Origin of the sequence: Bradyrhizobium sp. CCBAU 051011 (genome assembly GCF_009930815.1) — a bacterium.
Classification (GTDB): Bacteria; Pseudomonadota; Alphaproteobacteria; order Rhizobiales; family Xanthobacteraceae; genus Bradyrhizobium.
Genome location: NZ_CP022222.1, coordinates 1,964,838 through 1,978,043, shown reverse-complemented (window position 1 = coordinate 1,978,043; position 13,206 = coordinate 1,964,838). Strand labels below are relative to the sequence as shown.

General features: G+C 59.9%; 4 protein-coding genes. All 4 read left to right on the top strand.

The window, feature by feature from the left end; genetic code table 11:
* The first annotated feature begins 150 nt into the window (after positions 1-150).
* Positions 151-3,249 carry a CARDB domain-containing protein gene (locus tag ACH79_RS09365; protein ID WP_161850765.1) on the top strand — a complete coding sequence of 1,033 codons (3,099 nt, stop codon included), beginning with the start codon at positions 151-153 and terminating at the stop codon, positions 3,247-3,249.
* 992 nt (positions 3,250-4,241) lie between these two features.
* Positions 4,242-6,326, top strand: a complete 2,085-nt coding sequence (locus tag ACH79_RS09360) for a patatin-like phospholipase family protein (RefSeq protein ID WP_161850764.1) — start codon at positions 4,242-4,244, stop codon at positions 6,324-6,326.
* 39 nt (positions 6,327-6,365) lie between these two features.
* Positions 6,366-9,929, top strand: coding sequence for a Dyp-type peroxidase domain-containing protein (locus ACH79_RS09355; RefSeq protein WP_161850763.1), 3,564 nt, complete (start codon positions 6,366-6,368; stop codon positions 9,927-9,929).
* Positions 9,930-10,103: 174 nt separating this feature from the next.
* On the top strand, positions 10,104-13,172 hold the full coding sequence (locus ACH79_RS09350; protein WP_161850762.1) for an AAA family ATPase: 3,069 nt from the start codon (positions 10,104-10,106) through the stop codon (positions 13,170-13,172).
* Positions 13,173-13,206: the final 34 nt, after the last annotated feature.

The window sequence follows — 13,206 nt, the reverse complement described above, 5'->3', positions numbered from 1 at the left end:
TCTAGCGAAACGGCGCGTTACGAAGCGCCGATCTGTCCAGTCGATTTTGTAGAACCTCCCCGACCGCCCCGATAGATGGAGAGTGACGCCACAGACAGCCGCCACCTGCTGATTGTCTTTTTTGCGATCGATTGAATTAGGAGCGCAGCTATGTGGAGCGATTTTATTGCGAATGTGGGCCATCGAGTCCTTGGCCTTTGGCTGCTTTCCAGTGCATTGATGGCCGGAACTCCTGCTTTCGGCCAAGTTTCGTTCACGGACATCAACCCCAATCAATCAACGCTTCATCCAACGGATCCGGACGGCGCCAGCGGAGGCCGAGTGAACGGACTAGCCTCAGTAGAGCGTGACCCGAATACGTTCTATGCGGCGACAGAGTGGGGCGGCATCTACAAGAGCACAGATCGTGGCCGGACCTGGGCGCGGCTTGATGGCCATCTGCCGGTTGTTACTTGGGATATCGAGGTGTTGCCGGAGCAGCCCCAGCGGGTGATCGCCACTTCGTTCTACGATGGTCGCCTTGGCAGCCGAGCGGGCATCAATGTCAGCAATGATGGCGGTGCGACCTGGACGAGGCCAATCAGCAGCGTTCCCCCAGCGGGTGCCTGCATTCAAGCGCGCAGCGAAGAACCGTCTGCGTTCGGCATCAGCATCGACCGGCGGAATCCGGACCGCGTCTATGCTGGAACGAATTGCGGTCTCGCGATCAGCAATGACGCTGGCTCAACCTGGACCTTTGTCGATCCGACGCCGAATGACCCTGCAACCAACGTGTGGGATGTGGTCGCACACCACGGTCGGGTCGTGGACATCTGCGGGGACGACGGACATTTTCGGTCTTTGGATGCAGGGGTTACGTGGACTGCAGGTAGCGGTTTGCCGTCCGGCCTATGCTCGATAGCAGCCTCTCCGCACGAGCGTGACGTCGTGTTTGCGGCTGTAGGCGCAGACGTGTGGGAGACTGATAACGGCGGAGCCAACTGGGTTCGACTGGGCACTCCTGACTCACGCCGCCAAGGCCGTATTCCCTTTGTGGAGACAAACGCTCGGACGGTGCCTGGCGCTGAGGCCCAGGCTTTCGATCTCTGGTATGGCGATGTGCGGCTTTATCGCGGTGGCTGTCGAAGCAATCCTTCCGGCGGCGGCCTTCGTTGCCCGATGGCAACGACAGGTACTGTGCTGCCGCCGACGCCGCCGACCGGCTGGGATGGTCCCTTTACGCGAAGCGCAGGTGGTCATGACGACGTCGCGGCTATCGCGTTCGCCCCGGGAGTCAACGAAAATGCCTGCCCCGTCCTTTTCTCGTCAGATGGCGGTGTTTACTTCAACACCAGGGAGACGAGCCCGGATTGCCACCGTCCATTCTGGCAGCAACCCAATGTCACTCCGCATGCGCTCTGGCTTTGGGCTTTGGCGGGTGCCGATCAACCCGGCGTGCTCGCCGAAGATCTCTATTTCGGTAATCAAGACAACGGCAGCTTTGGAACAACCAATGCTGGGGCGCCAAGTCCGACCTGGACGAACCGGGATTGTTGCGACGCCTTCGACGACAGCTCCAATCCGGCGCGCGTCCTCTACACTGTCTGCTGTTTCTCTCCTCCTCCTGCGAACCGCCTGTTTCTTCGTAATCCCGGAATGGCAGGAGGAGCCGAAGTAAACACTTATCCGCCGGGGATCATTCCAGGCTTCCGGCCTATCGACGTCGTCGGGACTTTCGGGCCGACCGATTTCGTCGTGGTTACGACGCAAGGCGTGTTCATCACCAACAACGTGACAGCGAATCCGATAGTTTGGACTCAGATCGGAGCAGCTACGTCTCCAGCCGGTGCATGTGGCATCCGCGTTGCCTTGGCCGGCGGACAGCCAACGTTTTTCGTGGAGGCGGGCGCATGCGACGGACGGGCTCCCGATCAATTATGGAGGTATGTCGGAACCAACCCGGCAAGTGCGTGGGTTCGGATCGACAGCAATCTGCCAAGCGGGGGTGTCGGAATCTTTGCTGTCGACCCCGCCAACCCGAACAGGCTCTACGCCTCGAACCTGACCGCAGCCGGGCCGCGCATGATGTTCTCTACTGATGGCGGGACAACTTGGGTCAACGATGCCGGCCTTGATAATGCCATGACAGGTGGAGGGGCCTTTCGGTACCAGAACCGGCGCGGTCCCACCGCGTTTACGGGATTCGGCGGCTATCCCCAACCGACACTCGTCGCCTTCGACCCGCAAGATCCTAATATCCTGGTAGCTGGCGGCGCCGATTCGGGAGTATTTCTCAGCACAGATGGCGGGAGCAGCTGGACGGTGATCACAGATCCGATCTCCTCCGGAATGTCCGGCAAGCCGCATCTGCCCCGTCCATGGTTCGTGCAGTTCGACCACGAGCCGGCCAACCGCGTGAAGCTCTACATTGGCACACAGGGCCGAGGTGTCTGGCGGGCCGAGTTCGAGCCGCCGCAACCGCGTTTCGAGTATGCTGCAAAACTCGTATGCGGGATCCAGGACGATCCAGCCGATCTTCGACTGGCACGTGGGCTGTATGCGACCACCATCAACGTCCACAATCCCAACCCACAAACAGCTGTCTTCAAGAAAAAGCTAGCGCTAACCTTTCCGCCGGCCGAGCAGCGTCCGGGCGAGATCCTACCGATCAGCCATGATAAATTGCGCGAAGATGAGGCTCTGGCAGTAGATTGCCTCGATGTCAAAAAGCGACTCTTTCCCAACGGTTTTCCTGCGTCGTATATAGAGGGCTTTGTGGTCATCCGGAGCATCGTCAGCCTTGATGTAACGGCCGTCTATTCGACCGGCACGGGGGGCAAGGATGAATGTTGCCGAACCTTGAGTGCGACTCCGAGCATCGACGTGGTGCAAATCCGCGAGCGGGCTATTGCGCAGGCACCGGGTCAGCCGGACCTAGTGCCTGTTAATCCAAAGCCGGACGCTGGCAAGTTGGGGTTCTGCCGGCGAGATCCGGCCGGCGGTAAACTTCTGGTCACGGTCAGGAATCAGGGTGTTGCTCCAGCGGGAGCCTCACATACCACGGTGAACTTCCTCACTGGCGGGACGGTGTCGCCCGTCATCGTCAACACGCCCATGATCCTGGCCGGCAATTCTGTTGACGTCGCAGCAACCATTCCATCGGGCTGCTTCACCCCGGACTGCGGGTTCCAGATCATCGTTGATGCAGCAACTGAAGTGCAGGAGTCCAACGAGGCCAATAATGTTGCCGATGGCCTTTGTCGGGGATGAACGGCCGGAGCCATCAGGCGCCTTCGACTTGGAGCTTGGTTCCTGCATGGTGAATGGGAAGCGATGCTCGAGCGCGATGCGTGCTCGCTATCAGCGAGACAAGACCGGCGGGGTGCTCCTTCTGGAGCGATTGGTGGACGGGGCACGACTTAGGCGTCGCGGCCAAGCATTACCGTTCGTTAGTAACGTCGGAGCCAGCTAAGCCCCTTCGATCGTCGAGCCTCCAGAGAACACCGGCGCCGAGCCGCGCCAATGCATTTCGCCGATCGAAATGATATAGAACGGAATCCTGGGCGCGGGCAGCAGATGGTCTGAATATCGAAGCGTCATAGCGCTTAGAGCTTAACCTGCGCAGGGTTGAGCTCCAGGTCTTTAGGCAACAGCGAAGAAGGAATGTTTGCTGGAGCAAGCCCAGTGAGGGGGAGCGCTCGGGGAGCTAGCGTGGTTCAGTTGCGAACGGCGATCGGCGCTCGACTTCAGGGCACAACACTGGTACACACGAGTCAATCGGGCGAACGTCAAGTCATTGATTTTATTGGCGTTGCTGGCGCAGCGCGGCAATCCCTCCCTCTCCGCCAGCTTCTCGAAAGAGCTAATAAATTAAGGCCTTCTTGCTTTGCTCAGCGGCGCTTTGGCCCACGAACTCGTCCGTTTGCCGCACTTGATCCCTGGACCAGTACGGCCGAAGCGCCTTGCATTTGGAGCCCTTGCTCTCCGCGCCGGAGGTCATTCGAGATTCGAGCCGACGATATCGCCTTTGTAGTCGCCTTGCGGGCCTGAATGAGCCCTACCGAACCGCCCGTCAGACACGGTCCATAGTGTCTGGACAATTAAACAAGTGCGAAAACGGCGAAGCCCAAGGCTGGCGCACATTGATCTCCAGTAGCAGCGCAAAATGAGTCTCAGAATGTGAACTAGCTCACCATGAGTTGCCAACGGCAGGTCTATTCTGCAGTGGCGGTAGTGTCGGTGGTTCGAGTGAGGAAGTTCGAATGTCCACCAGGGAACCGCTACCTGGCTTCGATGATCGGGCGCCGAGAGATCGCTATTGCGATCTGATTCTCACCGGTGGCGTCACGAGTTCGATTGCCTATCCGCCGGCCATATTCGCGCTGGCGACTGTCTATCGCTTCAACAGTATCGGCGGAGCGTCGTCAGGCGCCGGCGCTGCAGCATTGGCCGCCGCCGCCGAATACCGGCGTCGGCACGGATCGTCGGACGGCTTCCGGATCATGCTGGAGCGCGCCGATTCTGTCGCCGAGGAAAAAGACGGCAAGACGCGCCTCGCATGGCTTTTCCAACCCGAGAAAGAAAACAAGCGTCTGTTCGATGCGCTGTTGCCCGGCTTCGCCAAGCCAACCGGTAAACTGGCGGCGTTGGTACGCGGCGTCGTTTTCGCCTACGCAAAGTCGTGGATCGTGCTGACGATCTGGATCGCCCTCGCGATCGTCTGGCTCCTCGCGCTCGTGAGCGCCGGACAAGGCGACATCAACTGGCTGTTCGCTTTCCTGATTGGGTTCAGTGCGACGATGCTCGCCCTCATTGTGAGCGTTGCCGCGGTATTCGTGTTAATCGTACGCGACGTCGGACGTATGGTGCGGCACGACTACGGTTTGTGCAGCGGCACGCGCTCGGGGGACGCGCGGCTCCCGCCCTTCACTGACTGGCTGCACAGCCTCATCCAGGAGATTGCCGGGCGGAAAGTAGACGACCGGCCGCTGACCTTCGCAGACCTCGCCGCCGCGCCGGGCTCGCCGCGGGAGACCTTGAACGATCCGAACCCGGTGGGTGCCGCTTCGATCAATCTCCAGATGTTCACCGCCAACGTTACCCACGGGCGTCCATACGTCTTTCCGCAGAATGAAGGCGAAGAGGATGACCGCGAGCTTTACTTTCGCTTGAGCGAGATGCGCCGGCTCTTCCCGCCCGATGTGGTCAGGGACATGGAGGTCGATCCGGTCACGGGCCGGTCAAATGAGTATCGAGGGCTTGCCCGGCCAGCGCCGCCTCGTGCGAAAGCCTTTCCCTCCAGTGGATTCCACTGGCTTTGGTCACTCCTCATGGGCAAATCGCCGGTCGTTGGGAGCAGTGAGGAGCCGATGTATCGGCTGCCGACAAAGCACCTGCCGATCCTGGTGGCCGCGCGCATGAGCATCAGCTTTCCGGTCCTGTTCAGCGCAGTACCGCTCTGGATCCTGGACAAGCGGGACAAGAAGAAGCATGTGTTCAGGCGCTGCCTGTTCTGCGACGGCGGCATCTGTTCGAACTTTCCGATCCATCTCTTCGACAGCCCCATTCCCTCCTGGCCTACTTTCGGCATCTCGCTGCACGAGATTTCCACGAGCAAGGAAGGGACGGCGGAAGCCCCTTCTTCCCCGCCGACGCAAGCGCAGGAAGATTATTACGGTGACGTGTGGTTGCCGAAAGACCACCTCCAGCTGGGGGAGGACCACTGGAACGAGTTCGAGACCGAGCCCGAGCCTATCGAAAGGCTCTACGGCTTCTTCAGTGCGCTTGCATCGACAACGATTAACTGGAGCGACGCCACGCTAGCTCGCCTGCCCGGGGTGCGCGAACGCGTCGTGCAGGTGGGGCTGCGTAGCGGGATCGGCGGCCTGAACATCCTGATGAAGGAGCAGGACATCAGGGGCCTGGCCGATCTGGGGCGGGTGGCGGCACTCAAGCTGATCAAGCGATATGCCTTCCCCGTCGCGCGCAGTTCCGGTGAACTGTCGGACGGCTGGAATGAGCATCGCTGGGTGCGACTCAATGTAATGCGAGACAGCCTGGCGAGGAGCCTGGCCGGTCTGACCTGGGCGGCCTCGCAGCCTGATAACGGCAAGCCGCTTCGCGACCTGATCCGTCAGGCAATCGACGAACCAATACTGAAAAAGGACAAGGATGAAGCCGCGCCGGCAACGGACAACGATTCGCAATTGCTCGCGGCGCAGGCGGCCGCATTGGAGGGCGTGTTGGACGCCCTGATGCAGGCGGAGCGTGCGTTGAACCTGCCGACAGTGGGGCAGCCCTACAAGCCGTTGCCGCGGCCGGTCATGCGGGTGCGGCCGCCACTCTAGCGAACTCAATCGCAAGGATCGGGAACGAGGGGAAGCGCCATGCAGATCGATGTACAGAGCAAATCGAAGAGCTTGAGCTTGTTGGGTGTCAGCGACCTTACCCTGGTGGCAACGATCAAGTCCGGGCTGATCCCGGCGCTGGACTCGCGCACCTACGAAACCCGGGTGCGGCTGCTGCTGAGAACCCTGAATGCGTTGCGTGTTTCGTCGGTGGAGGCGGAACCGACGCCGCTGATCGGCGACGCGGTCGACCGAATCCGGGCGCTTCACTCCTTCCGACTTGCGATTATCGGAGAAGACCCGCCAAGGCGGCTTCTCCTTTCCGTCGCATTCGACGGTGGGTGGGAGCCTTACATGCGCCGCATATGGCGCGATCTGGGGCCACTGTTGGACGTGATCTTCTGCAACTGCGAAGGCTACTTAGACTCCTTCAGCCACGACTACCCCGCGTACGCAGGTTGGGTTCGGTCGGCGCAGGTCGATACTCAGTTCTTCTACAACGCCAGTTCGCTCACAGTGAGCGACCTGCATTATCTTCGGCGCAAGGTCGCGACGGACCTGAATGGGGTGGGCGAGGAGCGGCCGCACGACGTTGCGCTCGACCGTGAGGAAGCCGATCCCAATTTGATTCTGAAGCAGGCACTTCCGGCCCTCACCGCTCTGTATCGCTTGACCGATCTGTATCCGCCGCTTGAAACAGACGGTGACTTTCTGCTGCGCGCCGCAAGGCATCTGCTGGGATACCGCGCTGAGCAACTCAGCGGGACCGCCCCGAAAGAGGGGCGCAATCCTACTGAACGAGCAGCGCTGAGGTGGTTCGCTAAATCGCGGTCGCGCGATCCCTCTGGCCCCGCAGCAGCGGAATTCGGCAAGGACAACGTCCAGGGCGGCATCATCGACCAGTACGAGGGCGCCACCCACGCGTGTCTGTTGCTGGTCGCCCTCAAGGACTCCGCGGCGGCGCGCGATATGCTCGCGTACCTTGAACCGGAAATAAAGCGAACCGCCGCCACACAGGGCGAAGCGAATAAAGTCCCATGGGTTAACCTCGGATTCACGTTCCAGGGACTGGCACGCGCGGGTGTGCCGAACGGTACCCTCGCGCTGCTGCCGTTCGAGTTCCGCGAAGGTATGGCGGCGCGAGCCAGTATTCTCGGCGACCGGCTCTACAATCACCCGACCAGATGGTCTCTCCCTGAACGCAATTGGCCGCGGCCGAACGAGTCCGACCGCGTGGAGCTGACCACGGTCCACGCGATCGTCCAGTACACCTGCGCAGGGCCGTCCGACCGATGGCACGATCTCGCCAACGGCAAGCATCCGCTGGCGGATGCGATCCGCCAGTTCGATCGCGCGCTCTCCGGCAAGGGCGTGCAGATCCTTTCGGTGCAGTGCATGCAGCGCTACCTCAAGCCCCGCGAAGACCGTCCGAGGGGCCACTTCGATTTCGTGGATGGCATCAGCCAACCAACGCTCGGAGCTCCTCCGAAAAGGCGGACCTATTCCGACGAAATCGTGCCTGGCGACTTGTTGCTGGGATACGGGAACTCGCTCAGCGATCCGCCGCTGACCGGCAAGCTGTGGGATGACAGCACCTTTCTCGTCGTGCGCAAGCTGAAGCAGGACGTCAAAGCGCTGAACGCTATGCTCGAACAAAACAAAGACCCGAAGGGCACAAAGGCGAAGTTTATGGGCCGTACGAGTGACGGCGAAATCCTGATCGATGACAAGACGATCACGGATAGGAAGGGCAACGACTTTGACTATTCGAGAGACCCGGATGGAATGGCATGCCCGTTCCAGTCCCATATGCGGCGCGCCAATCCACGCATCCGCTCCGAGGAGCCTCGGGATGACATTCGCACCGTGCCCCGGATCATGCGACGAGGTATGTCGTATGGTCCACCCTTCGATGGCGCGAACGCCGACGCCGAACGCGGCTTGTTTTTCATGGCCTATAATGCGTCGATCGCCGAGCAGTTCGAGATTATCCAGGCCTGGCTGAGCGGCAGCAACAGCAGCAACCAGAATACGTACTCCGCCATGCGCGACCCGTTCCTCGGTGTGCCGCACGACGGCGACCCGCACAGCTTCGTCTTTTACGATAACGGCGGAGCGAGGGTAGTCGTGAAGCTGGATCCCGAAAGGCCGGTCGTCAAGCTGGAATGGGGTCTCTACGCCTTCGTCCCGTCGATCAAGGCGATCGCCGAACTTAAGTCGATCGCAGACCTGGCTGCGAAGATTGAGGAGGGCGCAGACGACCGCCACCGCAAGACGAAGGAAGATCAGCGCACCTTGCGACTGGCGATGGAGGCGCGCAGGGGTGAGGAGTTCATTGCCAAACTGCGCCGTGCCGAGCAATTCAAGGGCTTTGACGCGGCGGCGGAGCAATGGAAGATCGTGCTGGAGGATTTATCCGCACGTACGTCGGGCATCAGCCAGGTGGTGTGGACGGCTGTACGGGAGTTGCACGGAGGGGTGCTCCGAACGCCATATGGCGTGTTGATATGCAGCAAGGAGTTGGTCAATCGCGTGTTCAATAACCGCGACCGGCACTACACGGTGACGGGCTATGCGGAGCGCATGAAGGCCTCCTTTGGCGAAATCTTCCTGGGCAAGGACGATGACGGGCTGCCCATGTCGAGCTACTGCAAGGAGTCCCGCCCGGCCAACGACGCTCTCATGGGTGTCACCATTCGAGATGGGTTCGAGAGCGCGTTCAAGCATACGCGGGATGCCCTGAATCACCTCGTCCCGGACGGCGCCGAGACAAGACTGGAGGTGAAGGACTTCGTGGACGACGTTCTGGCGCGCATCAGTAACGAGTGGTTCGGCGTGCCGGATGACAAATTTGTCGAGCGCGGGGGGTGGGATTGGCGATCCGCCGGCCCTCCGACCTGCCCCGGCCACTTTCACTCGCCGTCGCGCTACATGTTCCAGCCCAATCCGGGACCGCCGGCGAGCCTGGCAGGACAGCAACATGGCCAACTGCTGAAAGCTGCGATCGGGAGGTTCTTCGAAGCCGGCGGGACACCACAGGGGAAACTCGGGAAGGCGATCTTCGAGGGATATCAAGGGGACCAGCGTACGAGCACGCTGATCGGCGTAATGATGGGATTTCTTCCGACTGTCGACGGCAATATCCGTGGAGCGCTTCTTGAGTGGATCACCGACCGCTCGCTTTGGGACCATCAGCTCGCCTATCTGGCCGATGCAACCGAGGACCGCCTGGAGAGAGCCAGGCAGGTCCTGATGCCGCAATTGGAGGAAACCTTGCTGTTGCGTCCTGTGCCAGAACTCGTGTGGCGTACCGCGCTGGTGCCGCATTTTATCGGGCCAGTTGAGGTCCGTCCGGGCGACCGAATCGTGGTGAGCATCGTCTCCGCGACGCAAGAATGCCTGAGCAAGGGCGACGATGACGGCCTGTACCTCATCTTCGGCGGCAAGCGCAGCGAGAAGGACCACCCCACCCATGCTTGCCCGGCCCACAAGATGGCTATCGGTGTCATGCTAGGCATGCTGGCCGGATTGCTGGAATTCACCCGGCTGCGGCCGACGATGTCGCCCGTGCAACTGACCGTGAGCCTACGTAACGGCGGCTGACGCACGGCGGGCCACTCGAATACCGCGCAAACACCTCCCGTTTCGCGGCTGAACTTCTGCGCTCGCACGCATGTGCAAAAAGGTATAGGTTCGTGGCACTCAATCTGGCGATGCGAGCTTCCGCTGCCAACTGCCGTCCCAAGAGGAAGCCCTTTACGCGGCACAGTGAGTGCGATGACCAATCGAAGACAGGAAGAGGCAAGATCACAGCGTAGATATCTTGCGATCCTCTTTTCGGATTTGTCCGATTCTGCTCGCCTCGCGGCAGGTATGGAGGCCGAAGACTTTTCGGATCTGCTGAATCACCTCCGCCGCGCCTATGAGGACATCATCCCAAGGCATGGTGGAACGATTGTCCAGATTCGGGGGGACGGCCTACTGGCTAGCTTCGGCTATCCGGAAACACATGAGGACGATGGACGCCGAGCGACCGAGGCCGCACTTGATCTTCACGAATTCGTTCGAAGAATTCCACTCGACCTCTCACCCCGCACCTTGCCGCCCCTGTATTTGCATACCGGAATTCACTCCGGCTTGGTACTTCTTGCCGATGGGGATGATCTTCACGGACGACTTGATCTGTTGGGCAACGCTGTAAATGTTGCAGCGCGCCTTTCCGACGTTGCGCAAAGCGACGAGATTATAGTGAGCGAAGAGACGCTAGGTGCTGAAAGCCATTTCTATGCGACCACGCCCAGGCGCTCCCTCAACCTTCAAGGGATAATCCCGCCGATCGCGGTCTACGGAATCCTCGGTCGCGCTGCCGTCGGCACACGATTCGAAGCCAGATCGATGCGGGGGCTAACATCCTTCATAGGCCGTCAAACCGAGCTCCAGGCTCTGAAGGGAAGCCTCTACGACGTCATAAGAGACAAGCCGCAATATGTTGCTATCGTTGGACCAGCAGGCATGGGAAAGACCCGGCTCGTCGAGGAATTTCTCCGCGGCTCGGCAAATTCCGATTGCCGGATACTGCGAGGCTACTGCGAAAGCTATCTAAGCGCTGAACCTTTACAGCCATTCCTCCAGATTCTCCGATCGTTGCTAGGCCTGGATCATGGAATGACAGCTGCGCGCGCCGCTGAGGTGCTCGAGAAAACACTCGGCGAGATCGATCCCGACCTCCTCAACTATCGGCCTGAATTCCTGCGCGCTCTTTCGCTGGATCCCGTGAACAGTCAATTGGAAGCGCGCAATGTTGCTCCGGAAAACACAATTGCCGCAATATGCAAGCTTTTCGATGTGTTGGCCACCTCGAAACCTGTGGTGCTGTTCATCGACGATTGGCAATGGGCGGACGCCGCGTCGCGTCAGGTACTCGAAGCAATAAGACGCCTTGATAATCGGACATTGTTCGTGCTCGTCGCAAGCCGCGAGCTTGGTGCTGGTAATGTGGCAGTCGGTGACGCGACTATCTTGACCCTTGCCCCTTTCAGCGCCGACGAAGCTGAGGAAATCATTCGTCAACTGGTTCCTGGAAGCAATCCTTTCACCGTTACAAAGATTAGGGAGCTCTCTGGTGGCAATCCGCTGTTTATTGAGGAGCTATGCCACTCCGTTGCTCACGACAGTCCACATCACCACCGCATTGGCCGCATTCACATCGGCGAGGCGTGGTTGGACAAGCTCATAGAATCCCGTGTCGAGCGACTGCAGCCCGAGCAGATTGATCTGGTTCGCACGGCAGCCGTCATTGGCAATGTCATTCCCATCTGGCTGCTTGAAAGGCTCACTGGCTGTGGGGGAAATCATCCACTTGTCGCAACGCTCGCTGTGCAAGATATCATTTTTCCTGGCGAGCAATCGGGAACCCTTCGATTCAAGCACGGCATTGCGCGCGATGTGATCTACGACTCAGTCGGTCTGCGCCAGCGCAATGCACTGCATAAACGTATCGCTGACACGCTGAAAGAAGACGGGCCGTCGGGCGCGCAAGAAGAAGCCTGGGAGCTACTTGCATATCACTACGGCGCATGCGGGCAGGTGGTCGAGGCCGCTCAGTACGCTGAGGCCGCGGGAGATAAAGCGGCCGCCGCCTCGGCTTTGGACCGTGCCCAAATACAATATGGTGCTGCTCTCTCTGCTCTCGATCCGGATTCTTCTCAAGAAAACTATGAACGTTGGCTCTCTATCGCGCAACGGCTGGCTTTGGCCTGCGTATTTGATCCGTCAAGGGATCAGCTTCAGTTCCTGCAACGTGCCGTCGTCCTTGCGACTGCTCGCCAGGATCAGCGCGCGCTTGCACGGGCTGAATACTGGGTCGGAAATATCAACTATGCGCTAGGGGAACTGGCTTATGCTACAAGCTGTTTGGAAACCGCGCTTGCGCGTGCCACGGCCGTCGGCGACGAACCGCTTGCTGTGCAAATTCAAGCGGTATTGGGGCAGGCCTGCGCGGCGGCCGCGGAATACGACAAGTCCCTCGTACTGCTTGACGAGGCAATCTCGATAAAGCGCCAATTCCGCAAAAGCGGCCGGCCCGCCGTTGCACTTGCTTATTCGTTGGCTTGCAAAGCATCGGTGCTCGGTGACCGTGGGCTGTTCGAGCAGGCACACGCATGTTTCGAGGAAGCATTGGATGCAGTTCAGAACTCGGGCCATGAGGTTGAGGCATCGGTTTTATGTTTGCGAAGCGCCGTCAGCTTGTGGCAGGGCCGCTGGGAGGACGCGCGAACATCCGCGGTGAAGGGCCAGCATGTCGCGGAGCGGGTGAAGAGCCTGTATTTGTATGCGCAGAGCCTTTCATTGGGCGGATATGCGAGTTGGATGACGCAAAGATCCCAGAAATCGTTGCAGGCGATCGTAGATGCCACGTCATGGCTTGAGAAGCGTAATCGAGGACTGTTTGTCTCGTTGAATCATGGTTGGTTGGCAGACGGCTTGGTTGAAAGTGAACGATGGCAGCAGGCGAGGCATCACGCGGCGCGCGCGGTGTTGCGCAGTCGACAGCATGATCGGTTGGGCGAAGCCATGGCCTATCGCGCGATGGCTCGCGCCTCGGCTGCCGGACACGGCCGGACTTCGCCGGAAATATATCTCGCTCTGGCGATGAAGAACGCTCTTGCCAGAGGAGCGCGCCATGAGATTGCGATCACGCAGCTCTGTGACGCCGAGATGCGCGCTGCTCGCGGAGAACATGAGCACGTAGCCGAACTGCTAGACCAGGCAGAGGGCCTGTTTGAGGCAATGGGGATGTCCTGGCACATCGAAGCAGCCCGTAATTTGCGTCGACGATCAAAGTGAGCGGCAACTTCATGTGCTTGGTGACTATGCCTTG